The organism is Micromonospora polyrhachis (assembly GCF_014203835.1).
GTDB lineage: Bacteria > Actinomycetota > Actinomycetes > Mycobacteriales > Micromonosporaceae > Micromonospora_H > Micromonospora_H polyrhachis.
The window spans coordinates 721,333-740,430 of record NZ_JACHJW010000001.1 but is presented as its reverse complement, the minus strand read 5'-3'; the positions used below and the strand labels follow the sequence as shown (position 1 = coordinate 740,430).

16 protein-coding genes are annotated in these 19,098 nt (G+C 69.4%); 8 read left to right on the top strand and 8 right to left on the bottom strand.

Annotated features, from left to right (window positions below; genetic code table 11):
- Window positions 1–10: 10 nt before the first annotated feature.
- The 5 genes from FHR38_RS03000 to FHR38_RS02980 all read right to left on the bottom strand — a co-directional run bounded on the left by FHR38_RS03000 (window position 11) and on the right by FHR38_RS02980 (window position 6,435).
- Window positions 11–1,021 carry an Acg family FMN-binding oxidoreductase gene (locus tag FHR38_RS03000; protein ID WP_184532566.1) on the bottom strand — a complete coding sequence of 337 codons (1,011 nt, stop codon included), beginning with the start codon at window positions 1,019–1,021 and terminating at the stop codon, window positions 11–13.
- Between the two features lie 181 nt (window positions 1,022–1,202).
- On the bottom strand, window positions 1,203–2,162 hold the full coding sequence (locus tag FHR38_RS02995; RefSeq protein WP_184532564.1) for a universal stress protein: 960 nt from the start codon (window positions 2,160–2,162) through the stop codon (window positions 1,203–1,205).
- A gap of 40 nt (window positions 2,163–2,202) precedes the next feature.
- The gene (locus FHR38_RS02990; RefSeq protein ID WP_184532563.1) at window positions 2,203–4,614 is read right to left on the bottom strand and encodes a phosphoketolase family protein; all 2,412 of its coding nucleotides are present in this window, start codon (window positions 4,612–4,614) and stop codon (window positions 2,203–2,205) included.
- Window positions 4,614–5,456, bottom strand: a complete 843-nt coding sequence (locus FHR38_RS02985; RefSeq protein ID WP_184532561.1) for a universal stress protein — start codon at window positions 5,454–5,456, stop codon at window positions 4,614–4,616. The genes FHR38_RS02990 and FHR38_RS02985 overlap by 1 nt, the downstream gene beginning before the upstream one ends.
- Window positions 5,457–5,670: 214 nt before the next feature.
- Entirely contained in the window at window positions 5,671–6,435 is a 765-nt protein-coding gene (locus FHR38_RS02980) for a PP2C family protein-serine/threonine phosphatase (protein ID WP_184532559.1), read from the bottom strand.
- A 188-nt stretch (window positions 6,436–6,623) separates the two neighbouring features.
- Here FHR38_RS02980 and FHR38_RS02975 point away from each other — a divergent pair, with 188 nt between their 5' ends.
- Both FHR38_RS02975 and FHR38_RS02970 read left to right on the top strand, forming a co-directional pair.
- A complete protein-coding gene (locus tag FHR38_RS02975; RefSeq protein WP_184532558.1) occupies window positions 6,624–7,241 on the top strand; it encodes a bifunctional 4-hydroxy-2-oxoglutarate aldolase/2-dehydro-3-deoxy-phosphogluconate aldolase in 618 nt (205 codons plus the stop codon).
- Window positions 7,242–7,326: 85 nt separating this feature from the next.
- A complete protein-coding gene (locus FHR38_RS02970; RefSeq protein ID WP_376771378.1) occupies window positions 7,327–8,349 on the top strand; it encodes a diacylglycerol/lipid kinase family protein in 1,023 nt (340 codons plus the stop codon).
- Window positions 8,350–8,454: 105 nt separating this feature from the next.
- Here FHR38_RS02970 and FHR38_RS02965 read toward each other — a convergent pair whose 3' ends face one another.
- Both FHR38_RS02965 and alr read right to left on the bottom strand, forming a co-directional pair.
- Entirely contained in the window at window positions 8,455–9,480 is a 1,026-nt protein-coding gene (locus FHR38_RS02965) for a D-alanine--D-alanine ligase family protein (protein WP_184532554.1), read from the bottom strand.
- A complete protein-coding gene (gene alr, locus FHR38_RS02960; RefSeq protein WP_184532552.1) occupies window positions 9,473–10,651 on the bottom strand; it encodes an alanine racemase in 1,179 nt (392 codons plus the stop codon). The genes FHR38_RS02965 and alr overlap by 8 nt, the downstream gene beginning before the upstream one ends.
- Window positions 10,652–11,024: 373 nt before the next feature.
- On the opposite strand from alr, the gene FHR38_RS02955 reads away from it, so the two are divergent.
- The 5 genes from FHR38_RS02955 (at window position 11,025) to FHR38_RS02935 (ending at window position 16,240) form a co-directional block, all read left to right on the top strand.
- Complete coding sequence (locus FHR38_RS02955; RefSeq protein WP_184532551.1) at window positions 11,025–11,636, top strand: ATP-dependent Clp protease proteolytic subunit; 612 nt, start codon at window positions 11,025–11,027, stop codon at window positions 11,634–11,636.
- A gap of 214 nt (window positions 11,637–11,850) precedes the next feature.
- Complete coding sequence (locus tag FHR38_RS02950) at window positions 11,851–13,206, top strand: cellulase family glycosylhydrolase (RefSeq protein WP_184532550.1); 1,356 nt, start codon at window positions 11,851–11,853, stop codon at window positions 13,204–13,206.
- A gap of 359 nt (window positions 13,207–13,565) precedes the next feature.
- Complete coding sequence (locus tag FHR38_RS02945; protein WP_184532549.1) at window positions 13,566–14,540, top strand: trypsin-like serine peptidase; 975 nt, start codon at window positions 13,566–13,568, stop codon at window positions 14,538–14,540.
- Window positions 14,541–14,737: 197 nt separating this feature from the next.
- A complete protein-coding gene (locus FHR38_RS02940) occupies window positions 14,738–15,721 on the top strand; it encodes a sporulation protein (protein ID WP_184532548.1) in 984 nt (327 codons plus the stop codon).
- A gap of 138 nt (window positions 15,722–15,859) precedes the next feature.
- Window positions 15,860–16,240, top strand: a complete 381-nt coding sequence (locus FHR38_RS02935) for a hypothetical protein (protein ID WP_184532547.1) — start codon at window positions 15,860–15,862, stop codon at window positions 16,238–16,240.
- Here the strand turns inward: FHR38_RS02935 and FHR38_RS02930 are convergent.
- Window positions 16,237–18,231: an ABC transporter ATP-binding protein gene (locus tag FHR38_RS02930; protein WP_184532546.1), complete on the bottom strand. Its 1,995-nt coding sequence runs from the start codon at window positions 18,229–18,231 to the stop codon at window positions 16,237–16,239. The genes FHR38_RS02935 and FHR38_RS02930 overlap by 4 nt on opposite strands.
- A 234-nt stretch (window positions 18,232–18,465) precedes the next feature.
- Here FHR38_RS02930 and FHR38_RS02925 point away from each other — a divergent pair, with 234 nt between their 5' ends.
- On the top strand, window positions 18,466–19,053 hold the full coding sequence (locus FHR38_RS02925) for a hypothetical protein (protein WP_184532544.1): 588 nt from the start codon (window positions 18,466–18,468) through the stop codon (window positions 19,051–19,053).
- Window positions 19,054–19,098 lie beyond the last annotated feature (45 nt).

Genomic DNA, 19,098 nt, shown 5'->3' with positions numbered 1-19,098 from the left:
GCGGTCCGCGTCAGGAAGAACCTTCGATCGCCGAGGTGTCCACCACCTGCTCCACCGGCAACCGTGGAGTACGAGCCGGTTCGGCCCCGGTCCGGTCGGGCAGGCCCAACCGCAACACGAGGTACGGGTAGCCGAGGTCGGCGAGGAGCCGCCGCAGCGCTTGCCGGGTGTTGGTCACCTCGATCGCCGCGCTCAGCGGGGTGAGCGACACGCCCAACCGGGTGGCGGTCAGCCAGGCGGCGGAGAGTGCCTCCCCGGCCCGAAGCCAGTTCACCGGTTCGTCCTCGTCACCATAGAGCAGCGCGTAGCTGGCCGCCCGGTCGTGGCCCGGACCGATCGGCAGCGTGCCCTCCCGACCGAAGTCCCGTGCCGGCACAGTGGTCTGCGGCGCGTGTTCTGGCAGCACATCCGCTGGTAGGCCGGTGCCGGTGGGCCCGGCGCGGCCGGTCCAGTAGTCCAACTCGGCACGGACCAGCGGATCCTTGGCCTCCACACTGGCCGCTCGGGCCGCCGCCGCAGCCAACTCCAGCACCTGATCGGAATTGAGCAGCTGCGCCTGCGTACCCTCGGCCGATGCCGCCTTCGCGATCGTCCGCAACGCGTCGGTCGGTGCTGCCTCGTCGCTGACAGGCCGGCGGTCGGTCCGCCGAGCCCGCAGACATGCCAGCGACTCGGCCGAGTCGGTCGGGCGGGCCGTCGGTTCGGTGGCGGTCAGCCGGGCCAGCAGGTCCGGGTCGGCCGGATCGGGTAGCCGGTCGACGGTGACGGCCCAACCCAGCGCGGCGAGTGCCACCCGGGCATGGTGCAGGGCGGTTCCGCAGCTGATCGCGAGCAACCGTCCGTCGGGGTCGGTGGTGGCGAGTTGCCGGCCCCGTACGGCATGCAACTCCAGCTGCTCGGGCAGGACCCGCCACCGCCACGGCTGGGTGTTGTGTACCGAGGGTGCGTAGCCGGCCGCCCGGGCGGCCTCCGTGAGCGCGGCGGTCACCGACCGGCTGGTCTCCGGTGTCTCGTCGGTCATTCCCACGACCCTTTCCCGTCTGATCCATCGTGCCCGACCGGGTGCTGGTCCGAGGTTACTTCCCTGTCCGGATCACCCGGAAAACGCCATCCCGCACGAGTTGGTACCCCAGTACGTAGGCCGCCCGTCCCCCTGGACGGGCGGCCTAGCGGCTCGAAGGGTGGGCTCTTGCCCGCCCCGGTCAGCTGCGGCTCTTGCCCGCCCCGTCGCCGGCCGGCGGTAGCTCCCGGACGACCGCGACCGGGCAGTGGCTGTGCTGCATGAGCTGCTGACTGACCGAACCGAGCACCAGCCCGCGGAATCCGCCGCGTCCCCGAGAGCCGACCACAACCAGGCGCGCGCCCCGGGAGGCCTCGACCAGGGCAGCGGTCGGCGGCTCGGTGATCACATCGACGGTCGTGGAGACACCCTGCAACCGGTCCAACCGGCCGGCCAGCAGCTTCTCCACGGCGCGTTGTTCGGTGACCGTGATCTGTGCGAGGTCCGCCTCCGGCGGGTGCCACTTCGAGGCCGGCGGAGCCCAGGCCCGGGCGACCCGCAGGGGTACGCCCCAACTCCGGGCCCGCTCGGCGGCGAAGTCCAGGGCCAGCAGGGACTGCTCCGAACCGTCCAGCCCGACGACTACCGGCCCGACCGGCGACGGGTTACCCGGTTCGGTATTACGTACGACGACGACCGGGCAGTGCGCGTGCGCGGCCACCGAGACGGTGGTCGACCCGGCCAGCAGGCCGGTGAAGCCGCCGTGTCCCCGGCTGCCCAGCACCACCAGTGCCGCGTTGGCAGACCGCTCCTGGAGGATCAGCGCGGGTGGCCCGTCGAAGACCTCACCCCGTACGTCCATACCGGGGTGGGTGGTGGCGGCCTCGGCGACGGCCTCCCGCAGCACCGCTTCGATCTCCCGGCGGGCCACGTCGTCCGGCCACGTCCCGACCCCGATGCCAGGTCCGATCCAACCGCCGGTCGTCATCCACTCGAAGGCGTAGGCGAGCAGGACCGGATTGCCACTGCGGGCACCCTCGTCGAGCGCCCAGGCGACGGCGGCACGGGAGTAGTCGGAGCCGTCGTACCCGACCAGGATCGGCCGGGTCGGATGAGCGGGGGTGGGCGTCGGTGTGGCGGACGGTACCTGGCCGGTGGACATGATGGCCTCCTCAGCGATGCGGTCCCGGGATCACCGGGCGTCAGCCGGGTCGCGTACCCATCCAGCGCCATTCGGTAACCCGGGGGGCATCCTCACCATACCGCCGGGTGTGATCACGGCATTCCCGGCGGGCCTCCACCATGAGCCGGCGTAGCTCCGTTGCCCGGTCGGCGAGCCCGGGTACCCGGTCGATCACGTCGAGCACCAGGTGGAAGCGGTCGAGGTCGTTGAGCATCAGCATGTCGAACGGCGTCGTCGTGGTGCCCTCCTCCTGGTAACCGCGTACGTGCAGGTTCTGGTGGTTGGTCCGCCGGTAGGTGAGCCGGTGGATCAACCAGGGATAACCGTGGTAGGCGAAGATGACCGGCTTGTCCCGGGTGAAGACCCGGTCGAAGACCTCGTCGGAGAGACCGTGCGGGTGCATGGTCTCCGGTTGCAGCCGCATGAGATCCACCACATTGACCACCCGCACCTTCAACCAGGGCAGGTGTTGGCGCAACAGGTCCGCGGCGGCGAGCGTCTCCAACGTCGGTACGTCCCCGGCGCAGGCCAGCACCACGTCCGGCTCGGCCGCTCCGGCGGTGCCGGCCCAGGCCCAGACGTCCAGCCCGTGCCGGCAGTGCCGGACCGCATCGTCCATCGACAGCCAACAGGGAGCCGGGTGTTTACCGGCCACCACCACGTTCACGTACTGCCGGCTGCGCAGACAGTGGTCCATGGTGACCAGCAACGTGTTGGCGTCCGGCGGCAGGTAGACCCGGACCACCTGCGCCTTCTTGTTCATGACGTGGTCGATGAAACCGGGATCCTGGTGGGAGAAACCGTTGTGGTCCTGCTGCCAGACGTGACTGGACAGCAGGTAGTTCAGCGATGCGATGGGCCGACGCCAGGCGATCTCGCGGCTCACCTTGAGCCACTTGGCGTGCTGGTTGACCATCGAATCCACGATGTGGATGAACGCCTCGTAACTGGTGAAGAGGCCGTGCCGGCCGGTCAGCAGGTAGCCCTCCAACCAGCCCTGGCACAGATGCTCGGAGAGCACCTCCAGCACCCGCCCGTCGGGGGAGAGATGGTCGTCGCCGGGCTCGATGGCTCCCAGGAAACGTCGATCGGTGACCTCGAAGGCGGCGTCCAGCCGGTTGGAGGCCACCTCGTCGGGGGCGAAGAGGCGGAACCGGTCGGGGTTGGCCGCGATCACGTCGCGTACCCAGCCGCCGAGCACACCGGTTGCGCCGGCCACCGTCGCGCCCGGCTCCGGCACCGGTACGGCGTACTCGCGGAAGTCGGGCAGATCCAGCTCGCGCAAAAGCAGACCGCCGTTGGCGACCGGATTCGCGCTCATCCGGTGAGCTCCGCTCGGGCACGACTCGGTCACCACCGCCACCGGCACGCCATCGGCGTCGAACAACTCCTCCGGCCGGTAGCCGCGCAGCCACCGCTCCAGGACGGCGAGGTGGTCGGGGTCGTCCCGTACCCCGGCCAGCGGCACCTGGTGGGCGTGGAAGGTGCCCTCGACCTGGTGGCCACCGACCTGTTGCGGGCCGGTCCAGCCCTTCGGCGTACGCAGCACCAGCATCGGCCACCGGGGTCGTCGTACCGGTTGACCCGTGGTGCGGGCCTGACGTTGGATGGTGGCGATCTCGTCGAGCGCCCGGTCCAGGGCGGCGGCCAGTTCCTGGTGGACCCGGTGGCTGTCCTGTCCGGCCCCGGCGTCGACGACGTACGGCTGGTAGCCGAAGCCGTGCAGCATCGCCAGCAGATCCTCGCGGGGGATCCGGTCGAGCACCGTCGGGTTGGCGATCTTGTAACCGTTGAGGTGCAGGATCGGTAGCACCGCGCCGTCCCGCGCCGGATTGAGGAAGACGTTGGACAGCCAACTGCCGGCCAACGGTCCCGTTTCGGCCTCGCCGTCGCCGATCACGCAGGCCACCACCAGTTCGGGATCGTCGAACGCGGCCCCGTACGCGTGCATCAGTGAGTAGCCGAGTTCGCCGCCCTCGTGGATCGAGCCCGGCACCTCGGCGGCGACGTGGCTCGGGATGCCACCGGGGAAGGAGAACTGCCGAAACAGCCGGGCCATGCCGGTGGCGTCTCGGCCGACGTCCGGATAGCACTGGCTGTAGGTGCCCTCCAGCCAGGTGTTCGCCACGATCGCCGGCCCGCCGTGCCCCGGCCCGGTCACGAAGATCATGCTCAGGTCGCGGCGGATGATCGCCCGGTTGAGGTGTGCGTAGAGCAAGTTGAGCCCCGGCCCGGTACCCCAGTGCCCCAGCAGCCGGGGCTTGATGTCCGCCGGAGTCAGCGGCCGGTGCAGCAGCGGATTGTCCAGCAGGTAGATCTGCCCGACGGTCAGATAGTTGGCGGCTCGCCAGTAGGCGTCCAGCCGATGTAGTTCCGGACCGCTCAACGAAGCCGGCTGCTCTGGCAGCACTGCTCGGCCGGGCTCCGGCATCACTGCTCCGCCGGATGCCGGACGATCAGTACCGGCCTCGGCGAGTGGTAGAGCAGGGCCTGGCTGACCGCGCCGAGAGCACCGCGCCAGGGCTGCTCACCTCGGGCACCCACCGCGACGAGCTCGGCCGAACGCGACTCCTCGACCAGGATCTCGTCCGGGTCGCCGGCGAGTACGCGTTGGGTGACGGTGACCGACGGGTAGCGGCTCTGCCACGGGGCGAGCGCCTCGGCGAGTTCGTCGCCGACCCCGTCGGTGACCACCGGCGCCGCTTCGACGTCACCGATCGCCTTCATCGCCTCCACCACCCGGACCACGGACAACTCCCGGCCGCGACGCTGCGCCGAGTCGAAGGCGAAGTCGAGGGCGCTACGCGAGCTCGCCGAACCGTCGAAACCGACCAGGATCGGCCCGAGGGGCGGCGATTCCTCGCGGGCGATCAGCGCGCCGCAGCCGGCCCGGGCGGCGATCTGCACGGCAGTGGCATCGACGGAGATGTTGCTACGGGTCGCCAGGTTCCCGTCGCCCACGACGATCAGTGTGGCGGCGGCGGCCTCCCGTAGCAGGGTGACGATGGGGTGTCCCTCGATGATCGCGGTCGTCACCTCGATCTCCGGCTCGTCCGCGACGGCGATGGCCATCGCGTCGGCGAGCATCTGCTCGGCGGAGTCCCGCAGTTCGGCCTGGGGTGACGTCGGGTCGGGCCCCCAGTCGAAGACGTGTACGACCCGCAGGGGCAACTGGTGTGTCGCGGCCTCACGGGCGGCCAACCGTACGGCGCTGCGGCTCACCGGCGAGTCGTCTACCCCGACAACGACCGGGCCGGTGGCCGGACAGGTCATCGTCGTCACCTCCGCCGCGGGTGAACCCAAGTGCCCGCCGGCCGATTTCCGACGTGCCGTAGCCGTCCCCAAGGCTGAGCGTAGTCCTGCTCGTGGCCCTCCCGGGCGGGATCGCGCTGCTCGGTAGCGGTGCAGTGGCGTGTGACCGCGCCGGTGTGGGACCGGCGGGATCGCGCTGCTCGGTAGGGGTGCTGGCGGAGGTCGGTCGACCCTACTACCCGCCGGCACCCACCTTGAGCACGGTGATCGTCGCGTTGTCCCGGCCCCCGGTGGCCAGGGTGTCGGCCAGCAGGACCCGTACCGCGTTGGCCGGCTCGCCGTCGAGCAACTGCCGCAGGCGGTCGTAGCCGATCGGTTCGCTCACGCCATCCGTGCAGAGGCAGTAGACGTCCCCGGGACGCAGCGAGACGTTGAGCAGGTCGGCTTCGGGTTCGTCCGGATGCCCCAGATAGCGGGCCAGTTGGTAACGGGCGGCCGCCGCCTGGGGTGAGTCGGCCGGATACCAGCCGTAGACGGCTCCGAGCCAGGCTGCCGTGTGGTCGACGGTGAGCAGCTCCAGCAGGCCGTTGCGGAGCCGGTAGGCGCGCGAGTCGCCGATCTGGGTGATCCACGCGTCGGTACCGGTCGGGCCGACGAGCAGCGCGGTCAACGTGCAGCCGGTCAACTCGTCCAGTTGGGCGCCGGCAGCACGGACCCGGGTCTGCGCCGTGGCGACCGCGGCCCGGAGGTGGGCCGCTCCGGCGCTCGGTCCGGCCGCCCGTACGGCGGCGACGAAGGTCTCCATCGCTGTCGTACCGGCCACCGTGCTGCCCTGCCCGGCACCCATGCCGTCGGCCACCGCGACGAACGGCAGCGCAGGGTCGACGTGCAGCACATCGAAGTTGGCCGGGTAGCGGTTGCCGACCCGGCTGCCGCCGGCAACGGTCAGCCGGTGTGTGCCGCACTCGAAGTAGCGGACGATGTCGCTCTCGGTCAGCATGGCCGGCACGTTAGCAGGACATCGAGGGCATTCCGTGGAGGCGTGTCCGGCCGGTCGCGGTGCTCGTAACCGGTGCTCTCCGGCCGTACCCCGCCCGGGGCGGTACGGCCGCCACCGCGTGGCAGCAGGTCTGGACGCTCCGCGCGCATGGCCGCCTGCCTTCCGGGCTGGCCTGGGAGGATGGGGTGGTGAACCTGCGAGAGGTGTTACGTGCGCACCGACTGCTGGCCGTCGTACGCGCCGACGACCCAGACGCGGCCCTGGACAGCGTCCTCGTCCTCGCCGAGGCCGGGATCACCCTGATCGAGGTGTCGCTGACCTCGAAGGACGCGATCGGGGTGCTGGTCCGGGCCCGGGCGGCGCTGGGGCCCGAGGTGCCGTTGGGGGCGGGTACGGTCCTCACCGAGGCGGACGTGGTGCAGGCGGAACAGGCCGGGGCTGCCTTCGTCGTGATGCCCGGTCTGGCACCGGCCCTGGCCGAATCGGTCCGGCTGGGCCTGCCGGCACTGGTCGGGGCACTGACCCCGACCGAGGTGATCTCCGCCAGTGTGGCCGGGGCCTCGGCCGTGAAGCTCTTCCCCGCCGCGCCCGGTGGTGTCGACTACCTCCGTACGCTGCGGGAGCCCTTTCCCGATGTGCCGTTCGTGCCGTTCGGCGGCGTCGACGTCGAGTCGGCCCGCGCGTACCTGGCGGCCGGAGCGGTGGCGGTGGGGGTCGGCAGCGCCCTGCTTGGGGACGCGACGCGCGGCGGTGACCTGACCCACCTCCGCGAGCGCGCCACCGCCTTCCACACCGCTCTGATGTGAGGAAGGCCCTTCTTATCGCTTTCCACCGTGGAAGGGGTCCTTCCTAACACCGCAGCCAGCGGCGGCGTACGGCACACTAGCGCCCGTGGACGGGCTAGGCGATACGAGCAGACGAGGCGGACCACGCTCCGCTGTCGTGGTCAATCCGGTGAAACCGGTCGACTTCGACGCCCTGCGGCGAAAGATCAACCGGATGCTCGCGGCAGCCGGCTGGCCGCCGCCGCTCTGGCTGGAGACGACGGTGGAGGACCCCGGAGAGGGCCAGACCCGCCAGGCGATCGAGGCGGGTGCCGAGGTCGTCTTCGTCTGCGGTGGCGATGGCACGATCATGTCGTGCGTCAGCGCCCTGGTCGGCACCGACGTCGCCATGGCCATCCTGCCCTGCGGGACGGGCAATCTGCTCGCCGCCAACCTCGGCCTTCCCAGCGACCTCAGCGCCAACATCGAAGCGGCGATGGCCGGAGTCCGGCGGCAGATCGACGTGGGAGTGATCGAGGGCCGGTTCTTCACCGTCATGGCCGGGATGGGCTTCGACGCACAGCTGCTCAAATCCACCTCGGAGTCGACCAAGGCGCGGATCGGTTGGCCGGCCTACCTGGTCGGGGGTGTCCGCCACCTGCGGGACCGACCCATGCGGGTGTCGATCCGGATCGACGGCCAACCCCCGGTACGTCGTCGGGCGCGCACCGTGCTGGTGGCCAACGTCGGACGGCTCCAGGGCGGCGTACGACTGCTGACCGCAGCCGAACCGGACGACGGTTTCCTGGATGTGGCGGTGCTGACCCCGCGCACCATCGGGCACTGGCTGTCGCTCGGTTGGGCGGTGCTGTTCCGGCGGACCCGGGTGCCCCGGATGGAGGTGTTCCGGGGCCGGCGGGTGGAGGTGACCAGCAACCGGGCCCAACCGCGCGAGTTGGACGGGGACGTGATCGAACCGGGCCGCACCCTGCGGGTGAAGGTGCAGCCGCTCGCCCTGTGGCTCTGTGTGCCCCAGCCCGCCCGCGGGACGGACCGACCATGGGACGTGCTCGCTCGGTTCCGCTTCATGGAGGAGGTCGGCTGGCCCGGTTCCGGTGCGAGGGCCGGTCGGTCCGACCCTGAAGCGTAGGCCGGTCGGTCCGACCCCGGAGCGTAGGCCGGTCGGTCCGACCCCGGAGCGTGGGCCGGTCGGTCCGACGCCGGTACGGGATTGGTCGGTCCCGTACGAGGACCGTCAACTGATCGGGGCCGGATCGTCGGCCTGGTGTCGCCGGTGGGCGTAGCTGGTGATCGCGGTTTCTATCAGGATGTCCAGCAGTTGCGGATAGCCGAGCCCGGCGGTCTGCCAGATCTGCGGGTACTGCGACAACGAGGTGAACCCGGGGAACGTGTTGATCTCGTTGACCACGGGCGTCTTCCCATCCCTCAGGAAGAAGTCGATGCGGGCCAGGCCGGCGCAGCCCAGGGCCTGGAACACGCGCAGCGCCAGGTCGGCCAGCTGCGCGTCGATCGTCGGGTCCAGCGCTGCGGGGATGTCGAAGATCGCGCCGTTCTCGCCGTACTTGGCGTTGTAGTCGAAGAACGGCCGTCCGCTGGCCACCCGGATCTCCAGTGGCGGACCGACGGTGAGCCGGCCGTCCGGGTGCTCCAGTACCGCCAGGTCGATCTCGCGACCGATTACCGCCTCCTCGATGAGCACCTTGGGATCGCTCTCCCGAGCCAGGGCGATCGCCGCGGGCAGGTCCTCCCACCGGTCGACCCGGGACACTCCCAGGCTGGATCCGGCTCGGGCGGGCTTGACGAAGACCGGCAGACCGAGCCGCTGTACGTCCGCCTCCGCCGGTAGGTCCACCTCGGGGCGGAGTACCACCGCGTCGGAGACGGGCAGGTCCTCGGCGGCCAGCAGCTTCTTGGTGAACTCCTTGTCCATGCCGACCGCACTGGCCAGCACCCCGTTTCCGACGTACGGCACACCGGTCATCTCCAGCACCGCCTGCAACGTGCCGTCCTCGCCGTACGGGCCGTGCAGGGCGGGGAAGATGACGTCGAAGTCCCGTAGCCGGTCGACGGCGTTCAGGACGTCGACCGGTTCGTCGGTGTCGAACTGCCAGCCACCGGATTCCGTGATCAGCACCGGAAGCGCGTCGTACCGCTCCTTGTCCAGATGGGACAGAATGCTGGTCGCCGACTTTCGGGAGACCTCGTGCTCGCCACTGCGCCCGCCGTGGACTACCGCGATCCGGATGGTGGTTTCAGGCATTGACGTGCTCCCGTTCGGTGGTGTGCCTGGAGCGCACCGGCAGGTATCGCCGGGACACCCGGGCGCCGATTCCAGTGAAGATCTCGTGCGGGTTCGTCCCGGCCCACCGGGCCCAGTCGTCGACGGTGGGTTCACCTCGGCCACCGTCGCCGAACACCAGCACCTCGTCGCCGGTTCGGACCGGCAGGTCGCCCACGTCGACGACGAACTGGTCCATGGCCACCCGGCCGGCGATCGGGCACCGCCGGCCACGGATCCAGACCTCGGCCTGACTACCGGCGCAGCGCGGCACTCCGTCGGCGAAACCGATCGGCACCAGTGCCAGCGTGGTCTCGTCCGTGGTGGTGTAGTCGTGGCCGTAGGAGACTCCGGTGCCGGCGGCCACCCGCTTGACCAGGATGACCCGGGTACGGAGGGTCATCGCCGCCCGCAGGCCGATGGTGCGCTCCGGTACCGGTTCCGGCCCGTACAGGGCGATACCGGGTCGAACCAGGTCGAAGTGCGCCTCCGGTATGCCGACCAGTGCGGCGGAGTTCGCCAGGTGCACCAGGGTCGGGGTCAGGCCGGCGTCGCGGGCGAGCCGCAGGGCCCGGTGAAAGGCGTGGAGTTGGGCGGCGATGCTCGGGTGTTCGGGGTGTTCACCGTTGGCCAGGTGGGACCAGACTCCGCGAACGGTCAGCAGACCGGCCACCTCGAGTGACCGGGCCAGTTCGACCAGTTCCGGCCAGTGTCGGTCGGTCGCGCCACTGCGGGAGAGCCCGGTATCCACCTTGAGGTGCACCTTGGCTGGACTGCCGGCGCGGCGCGCACCAGCGGCGATACCCGTCAGGTGTTCGGTGGAGGCGGCGGAGAGGTCGATGTCGGCGGCCACGACAGGTGCGAAGTCCTCGTCCGGGGCGTGTAGCCAGCTCAGGATGGGGGCGGTGAATCCGGCAGCCCGCGTCGCGAGCGCCTCGGCCCGGGAGGTCACCCCCAACCAGGTCGCGCCGGCGGCCAGGACGGTACGCGTCACCGCCTCGAAGCCGTGCCCGAACGCGTCGGCCTTCACCACCGCCAGCATGGGGCTGTCGGTGTGACCGGCCAACAGTCGGGTGTTGTGGGCGATCGCGTCGAGGTCGACGACGGCTTCCGCGAGCGGTGGTGACGGCGCTACCTCGCCATACTTGATCATGATGGTCGACCCCTAGGCGAAGGAGGTGGCAGTCCCTTTAGGACTTGCTACGAGTTCCAGGCGGGCGGAGGGCGACAGCGACATCATTCCCCAGAACCTACTCGGTGGCCGAGGCGGCCCAATCAGCCAGGTAGGCGCGTGATCGCCAGGTGGGTGTGCGGCAGCCACGGGCCTGTTCCGGCGTCGCGATGGCGCCGACCGGTGGCGCGGCGCTTCTGCTGTCGGCGTATCCGCCGACAGCAGAAGCCGGCAGCTCCGCTGTCGGCGGGCGCGAAGATCGACTGTGGCAGCCGGATGCGGACCGGTACCGGCGGGGCAGGCATACCGACAGAACGGCCGGGCCCCGGCGTAAGCGCTACAGGAGGACGTGCCAGTGAACAATCGTGGAAGTCAGACACAACCGTCGGATCAGGCATCACTCGGCGCCCAGGTGTTCGATCGGTTACTCCGGGAACGCATCATCTTTCTCGGCACCGAGGTCGACGACGCCTCCGCCAACATGATCTGCGCCCAGATGCTGCTGCTGTCGGCGGCGGACAGCGAGCGGGACATCCAGCTCTACATCAACTCGCCGGGTGGCTCGATCAGCGCCGGCATGGCCATCTACGACACCATGCGGTTCATCCCCAACGACGTCGCGACCATCGCCATCGGGCTCGCCGGATCCATGGGGCAGTTCCTGCTCTGCACCGGGACCCCCGGCAAGCGCTACGCGTTGCCGCATGCGCAGATCATGATGCACCAACTCGCCGGTGGATTCGGGGGGACGGCTGCGGACATCGCCATCCAGGTGGAGAACATGCAGTACGTGAAGCGCACGTCGTACGAGCTGTTGGCCCAGCACACCGGCCGCACCGTCGAGGAGATCGAGCGGGACTCCGACCGGGACCGGTGGTTCACGGCAGAGCAGGCGAAGGCGTACGGGATGATCGATCACGTGATCGCGAACGCCGGCCAGGTCCCGTCGGCGCGCACCACTGCCTGATCGCACCGGGTGCGGCCGGGTGGCATCCGCGTCCGGCCGCACCACGCGTGCGCCCCGACCACAGCGAGTGGCGGGACGGTCTTGTCGGAATTCGTATACGTCAATACTCTGGTCGTCGCGTACCACAGGGAGCCGGGTGGTGGCTGTCGGGCTACAGCCGCCGATCTCCACACACGGTCGACCCCGTCATGGGGTCCCCACCCTGAGGTAGGTCATGAAAACCAGACTTCCCACCATCGCGGCGGCGCTGGCCGCCCTCGTCCTCGCCGTGCTCGTCGTCACGCCACGGTCCGCGCAGGCGGCGACCGGCTTCCACGTCGCCGAGGGACGGCTGTACGACGCCAACGGCGTCGAGTTCGTCATGCGCGGCGTCTCCCACGCGCATACCTGGTACCCCGGCCGGACCGGTGCCTTCGCCGACATCAAGTCGGTGGGTGCGAACACCGTCCGGGTGGTGTTGAGCAGCGGTGACCGGTGGACCAGGAATGATGCCGCCGACGTGGCGAACGTTGTCGCGCTGTGTCGACAGAACCGGCTCATCTGCGTCCTGGAGGTGCACGACACCACCGGGTACGGCGAACAGGGCGGTGCGATCGCCCTGGACCGGGCGGTCGACTACTGGCTCAGCGTCGCCAGCGCACTCACCGGTCAGGAGCCGTACGTCATCGTCAACATCGGCAACGAACCGTACGGAAACCAGAACTACGGCGGCTGGGCCGCCGACACCTCGCGCGCGATCCAGCGGTTACGTGCTGCCGGGTTCGCGCACACCCTCATGGTGGACGCACCCAACTGGGGGCAGGACTGGTCGTTCACCATGCGCGACAACGCGACGTCGGTGTTCGCCAGTGACCCCGACCGCAACACCCTCTTCGCCATCCACATGTACGGCGTCTTCGACACCGCCGCCGAGATCACCGACTATCTCGGCCGGTTCCGGGCCGCCCGGCTGCCGATCGTGGTCGGGGAGTTCGGCCACAACCACTCCGACGGCGACCCGGACGAGGCCACCATCATGGCGTACAGCCAGGCCAACGGCATCGGCTATCTCGGCTGGTCGTGGAGCGGCAACGGGGGCGGGGTCGAATACCTCGACATGGTCGCCGACTTCGACGTCACCCGGTTGACCGGTTGGGGGCAGCGGATCATCGACGGTGTCGACGGTATTCGTCAGACCGCTCGGGAGGCGACGGTCTACGGCAGTCCCATCCCCACCGCGTCGCCGACCGTTTCGCCGACCGTCGGGCCGACCACCCCGCCCCCGGGCCCGGGAAGCTGCGTCGCCACCTACTCGATCGGCAACCAGTGGCCCGGTGGTTTCCAGGGGGAGGTGCGGGTGACCGCGGGCGGTACGCCGATCAGCGGCTGGACGGTCAGCTGGACGTACGCCGACGGACAGACGATCAGCCAGGTGTGGAACGCGACGGCGACCGGTGCCGGGCCGAGCGTCACCGCGCGGAACCTCGCCTACAACGGAGGTCTGGCTGCCGGGGCGAGTACGACCTTCGGCTTCCTCGGGGTCTGGCAGGGAGCCAACACCGTGCCGGTCCTCCGCTGTGTCGCCAGTTGACGACGCGGACAGCAAGGCTGCCCGGTGGCTGGGCCACTCGGCCACCGGGCAGCGCGGTGAGCGACGCCCGGCCGGCGAATATCAAACAAATGCGCAATCGCATTTAGGTGAATCTGTCTCCTAATCAAAACGCGGGGACAATGTCGCGCATCGGACAGGCAATTGTCTGGCGGTTGTCATCGACGGTTGTTCCGGATTGGAGTCTCGGCCTCTAAAGTGGTCGACGTGAGCAGTCGGACGTCGTCGGACTGCCGGGGGAGATCACATCACCACGATTATCCGGTCACGCCGGGGCGGCTGTGGCCGGAATTCCGCCGTGCCGCTGTGGACACGCGCGGAGAAGGGGAGGGGAATACCCGATGTACGTACGAAGAGGAATAGGGCGGGTCGGGCTGCGTAGCCTGGCGGCGGCCCTGTTGCTGTCGACGGCGGCGCTGGCCGGTGCGACGGCTCCGGCCAGCGCGGCGAAGCCGTCGGCCCGTCCGGAGGCGCCGACGGCCAGCGACGGCGTCAACGTCTCGGTGGCGGCGCGCGCCTCGGTCCGGGGGGAGTCCAGCTTCGCTGGTAACGGCAAGGTGCTCGACCCGAACGCGACCGCGCCGAGTGGCGCGTCCAACACGGCGATCGGCATCGAGTCGATCTACGGTCCGGACAACCGGATCCGGATCAGTCCGGCGACGTCGTTCCCGGCTCGGGCGGTCGTGCAGATCACCCGCAACGGCGCGGCTCACTGCACCGGCTGGCTCTACGGGCCGGACATCGTCGCCACGGCAGGTCACTGCGTGCACAGTGGCGGTAGCAGCGGTTCCTGGTACAGCGGTCTGGCGGTCTGGCCGGGCCGGGACGGCTCGTCCACCCCGTACGGCTCGTGCACCGTTCGCCGGATGCACTCGGTGACCGGCTGGACGACCGATGGTAACGAGGAGTTCGACTACGGTGCGCTCAAGCTGAACTGCACCATCGGCAACACCACGGGCTGGTTCGGATACTGGTGGCAGTCGGCGAGCCTGGCCGGCACCAGCACCCTGATCAATGGCTACCCGGGCGACAAGCCCTTTGGTCAGCAATGGCGGGGGGATTCGGTTTCCCGCACGGTCGCGGTCAGCCAGACTAATCAGATCTTCTACACCAACGACACCATTGGCGGAATGAGCGGAAGTGCGGTCTACCAGAACCGTGCAGCCGGTAGTTCCTTCTGTGTCGGCTACTGCTCGATGGCGATTCACGCCTACGGTTTCCCGCACGACGCATATCCGCACAACACCTACAACCACGCCACTCGGATCACCGAGGCGCGGTTCAACAACCTGCAGGCCTGGAAGGCTGCGGCCTGAATCAGGTGATCGAAGGGCGGGTCGGGCACCCCGACCCGCCCTTCCGGTTGCTCGTACGCTGGTCGACGGCGGTGTCGGTGCCTTCAGCGACCTCTCAGCTCCGATCGGTAGGGTTCGCCCGAGGTGTGTCGCTCTGTCATGGACGCTACCGCCCGGAGTTCGTCGCGCAACCAGCGCCCGCTACAGGGAGTAACCCGATGGTCTTCAAGAAGATGTTGAGTGCGTTCGGGGTTGGTGGCCCGACCGTGGACACCGTGCTGTCCAACCCGAACACCCGGCCGGGGCTTTTCCTCGATGGACACGTCAACCTGCGTGGCGGCGAGACCGAGGCCCGGATCGAACAGATCAGCCTGGCGTTGGTGACCCAGGTCGAGGTCGAGGGTGGTGGCAGCGAGTACACCGGGGTGATGGAATTCCACCGGATGCCGGTGGCTGGTGCGATGCAGCTGGCCCCGGGCCAGCAGATGTCCATCCCGTTCCAGTTGCCGGTTCCGTGGGAGACGCCGATCACCGACGTCTACGGCCAGCGCCTGCGCGGCATGACCATGGGTCTGCGTACCGAGTTGGCGGTGGCCCGCGCGGTGGACAAGAGCGACCTCGATCTGGTCTCCGTGCACCCGCTGCCGGTGCACGAGAAGATCCTGGAGGCGTTCTCCCGGCTCGGCTTCCAGTTCAAGAAGGCCGACGTGGAGCGTGGGCACATCCGGGGCGTACGGCAGACGCTGCCCTTCTACCAGGAGATCGAGTTCTTCGCCGCGCCGCAGTACGCGCACGCGATCAAGGAGGTCGAGGTCACCTTCGTCACCAACCCGCACACCGTCGACGTGGTCATCGAGTGCGACCGGCGGGGCGGGATGTTCGGCGGCAGCCACGACACCTTCGGCCGGTACGTCGTCGAGCACGCCAACGTCGACCAGGTCGACTGGACCCGGCTGGTCGACGGTTGGATCAGCCAGATGGTCACCCACTACGGCAACCAGTTCCATCCCGGCAACCAGTTCCACCACGGCGCTCCGTCCTTCCACGGCCACCAGGGACACCACGGTGGGCGCGGCCGGGGGCCCGGCATGGGTGCCGTTGTCGGCGGTGCCGCGCTCGGCTTTGCCGGCGGCATGATCGCCGGGGAGATGATGGACGGCATGTTCGACGACGACGGCGGCGACGAGGGTTTCGACGAGTAGTCGGATCAGCGGGCCGGCGAGAGCGTGCCGCCCCGGGGGCGACCAGGATGATCACCGCAGAACCGGACATCGCCACCGCGTTTAGTCGATCCGTTCGCGGGGAGGCAGCGGGAACGACGATCCGGCGAGGTGGTGGACGTGCGCGAGGACGACGAGAAGCGCGAATCGAGGCGTCGAGCCGCAGAACGGCTCGGCGGCGGCGACAGCGACTACGCCCCGGGTGCGGCGGCGGAGGTGACCCTGCCGGCCACCGATGAGTGGCAGGAGGTGCAGGACCACGAGGAGGAGGACATCGCGGACGCGGCGGTCGGGCCGGAGGTCCTCCGCGACGGCGGGCCGACCCGGAATCGCGGCGTGGTCACCACCACCGGCGGCACCGCCGGGCCAGCCAGCGTCCGGCGACGTCCCCGAGCCCCCGGCGGCGATGTCGCACCCACCACCACCGGGGACGCGACCACCGGCGGCCTGGGCACCCCGACGGGTGGGGCCACCAGCGACCAGTCCACCCACACCAACTAGCGCTGTTGCGGGGGCGGGACGCTGGTGGACGGGGCGACGTCGTATCCGGCGGCCTGGAGGGCGAAAAGTTCGGCGTAGCGGCCACCCGCGGCGATGAGTTCGTCGTGGCTGCCGGCTTCGACCAACCTGCCGTGATGCAGTACGAAGATCCGGTCGGCATGGCGAACGTTGGCCAGTCGGTGTGTGATGAGGATGGTCGTCGCCTGCCCCTGTCGGTCGCGGATGGCCTGGAACAGGGCGTCCTCGGCGCGAGGATCGAGTGCCGAGGACGGCTCATCCATGATCAACAGTTCCGCGTCGCGGAGGAAACCACGGGCGGCGGTGATGCGTTGCCACTGTCCCCCGGAGAGGTCCTGCCCGTTGGCGAAGGTGCGGTCGAGCAGCGTCTCGTACCCGTACGGTAGGTCCTGGATCATGTCGTGGGCGACGGCGCGGCCGGCAGCCGCCTCGATCCGGTCCTGGCGGGCCTCGCTGTCCACGTCACCGAGGGCGATGTTCGTCGCCGCCGTGAACGGCCATTTGTGGTACTCCTGAGTGATCACGGCGATGCGCGACCGTAGTTCGTCGATCTCCCAGTGCGCCAAGGACCGGCCGTTCCAGCAGATGGTGCCTGCGGTAGGGGTGCGAAGGGTGGCGATCATCGCCGCGAGGGTGGACTTGCCTGAGCCGTTCTCTCCGACGAACGCGACCGTCTGTCCTGCCCTGATGGTCAGGGTCACGCCGTCGATAGCGGGGGTGTCCCGGTCAGGGTAGTTCAGGCTGACGTCACGGACCGTCAGCTCGTGAAGCGGGCTGGGCGCGGCAGGTCCGCTCGCGCCGCCGCTGCCGCTGCCGCGAGCGGCAGCGGGCTCGGGCAGGTAGGCGGCGGCGCGGGTCATGAAGCCGGTGTAGTCGCCGAAGTGCTGCCCTTCGGTGTAGACCCGGTCGATCTGGAAGGTGAGGGTGGCCAGGGCGCGCTGTGCGGCCTGGACCGCGACCACGCAGGTTGCCGCAGCGGCGAGCGGGATCTGCCCGTCGATCAGCAGCAGTCCGAGCAGGACGTACACCGCACCGGTCGCGACACCCCCGATCATCGACCCGACGGTGGTGGTCGTGGTGACCCGGCGGGCGAGGTCCAGTTCGATGTCGGTCTCCACGTCCATCACGCGGTCGTACTGGTTCAGCAGGAACCGGCGCAGCCCGTACGAGCGTAGTTCGGGGGCAGATGTCCGTTCGGCCATCAGCCGCTGCAACAGCCACAAGCGGCGTCGCCGCACCGAACCGGCGGTGTAGGTCTGGTGCCGGAGGTGACCTGCCCGCAGGGATGCCCACGCGTTCGGCAGCGTCGCGACCAGTAACGCCACCAGTAGCAGCGGGTGGATCACCACGACCGCGATCCCGACCGCGACCAGGCCAACCAGACTGGCGAGCAGGTTCGTCGACGCCGGCACCAGGGAGATGGCCGAGTCCGTGCCCCGGGTGGCCCGTTCCATGTCGTCGGCGAACGCGTCGGCGTCGAACGCCCCCAGCCGTACCTCCGTCGTCATCTCGAACAGCCTTCGCTCCACCACCCGACTCACCCGAGGGGTCAGGCCGTTCAAGGCGTATCCGGTGGCGATCCCCATCCCCGCACGGAGGGCGGTGGCCCCGGCCAGCGCGGCGAGCGCGGGCAGTGCCGCGACCATCTTGTCCGCGGTCGGTCCGCCCGCGAACAGCTCCATCAGGACCCGCTGCGTCGCCAACAGCCCGAACGCCGCCATTGCCCCGGCACCGATCGTGGCGCCCGCGACCACGCAGGTGCGCACCCGGTCCGCCCGCCAGCTGGTCGTGACGGCCTGGGCGACCAGCCGGGGCAGTTCGGCGAACACAGTGAACACGCCCGCCTCCGCCCGCGCCCGCACCCCCGTCTCCCACCACGTTGCCCGTAGCTCCGGCAGTACCGAATCCCCCCGATCCGGGCCGCGCTGGCCGGGGGCGGCACCAGATGTGGTTTCGGTGGCGGTGTCGGTCATCAACGTGCCTCCGGTGGGTGGGAGCGGTCATCGATCTCGGCGCGTTCATGGAGCGACGATGCCCAGGAGGAAACTCCACTAGCTCACCGCGCTCGTCCGACCACTTAAGGTAGTCGCCGACGGCGTGGCGGTCATGTTCCACGGGCGGGTCGCCACGAAACCCGGCTGCAACTGCGGTTGTACCGAAGATCAAACCCTGGTTTGACGTTTCGTCGACCGCGCGCTCATAGCATCGTGTCGTCGGATCGCAGCGGTATCAGTCTTCGCTGGATCGTCATTTGGTCGCGTGACCTGAGTGTTTCCGACATGGAAGAAGTACGGCAGCCATCGCGCAAGGTGGCAGAAGATGAGGTGTATGTGAAGATTCGGGCGTCACGCCTGCTTGCGAAGTCGACCGTCGTGGCTGCGGTGGTACTTGGTGGCCTACTCGCCGCCGCCGCCCCGGCCAGCGCGGCCGTGGACGATACGTGGTGGATCCACACGACCTGGCCGAGCGGCTGCTCCAACTCCAACCTGGCCGCCGGCACGGTTCGCTTCGTCGACTACGGTCCCGGTGCGCCGGGAGGCGGCAACAACGACGACTACCTTGAAATCAAGGACAACTGTGGCGACTCTGCCGGGGTGAAGGCCTGGGCCTGGCTGGATGGCGAGTACCTCGGCGGCAAGTACAACGGAAACGGCGCGAACTCCAAGGTGACCTGGGATCCGTTCGGCAACGTCAAGGCTGGCCAGCGGGTCGGACTGAAGGTCTGTTCCGTCAAGGGCAACGCCGGCACGCCGTACAACTGCCACTCCCTGACCGTGGCGAGCAAGGACGGCTGACTTTCCTCACTGGTTCCGTATCGGATCAAGGGCTGATCAGGGCCA

Bases quoted from the DNA above. Each gene is read 5' to 3' on its own strand.
- FHR38_RS02945 (WP_184532549.1), top strand. From the start codon at position 13,566: ATGTACGTACGAAGAGGAATAGGGCGGGTCGGGCTGCGTAGCCTGGCG.
- FHR38_RS02985 (WP_184532561.1), bottom strand. From the start codon at position 5,456: ATGACCTGTCCGGCCACCGGCCCGGTCGTTGTCGGGGTAGACGACTCG.
- FHR38_RS02965 (WP_184532554.1), bottom strand. From the start codon at position 9,480: ATGCCTGAAACCACCATCCGGATCGCGGTAGTCCACGGCGGGCGCAGT.
- FHR38_RS03000 (WP_184532566.1), bottom strand. From the start codon at position 1,021: ATGACCGACGAGACACCGGAGACCAGCCGGTCGGTGACCGCCGCGCTC.
- FHR38_RS02930 (WP_184532546.1), bottom strand. From the start codon at position 18,231: ATGACCGACACCGCCACCGAAACCACATCTGGTGCCGCCCCCGGCCAG.
- FHR38_RS02980 (WP_184532559.1), bottom strand. From the start codon at position 6,435: ATGCTGACCGAGAGCGACATCGTCCGCTACTTCGAGTGCGGCACACAC.
- FHR38_RS02950 (WP_184532550.1), top strand. From the start codon at position 11,851: ATGAAAACCAGACTTCCCACCATCGCGGCGGCGCTGGCCGCCCTCGTC.
- FHR38_RS02940 (WP_184532548.1), top strand. From the start codon at position 14,738: ATGGTCTTCAAGAAGATGTTGAGTGCGTTCGGGGTTGGTGGCCCGACC.
- FHR38_RS02995 (WP_184532564.1), bottom strand. From the start codon at position 2,162: ATGTCCACCGGCCAGGTACCGTCCGCCACACCGACGCCCACCCCCGCT.
- alr (WP_184532552.1), bottom strand. From the start codon at position 10,651: ATGATCAAGTATGGCGAGGTAGCGCCGTCACCACCGCTCGCGGAAGCC.
- FHR38_RS02990 (WP_184532563.1), bottom strand. From the start codon at position 4,614: ATGCCGGAGCCCGGCCGAGCAGTGCTGCCAGAGCAGCCGGCTTCGTTG.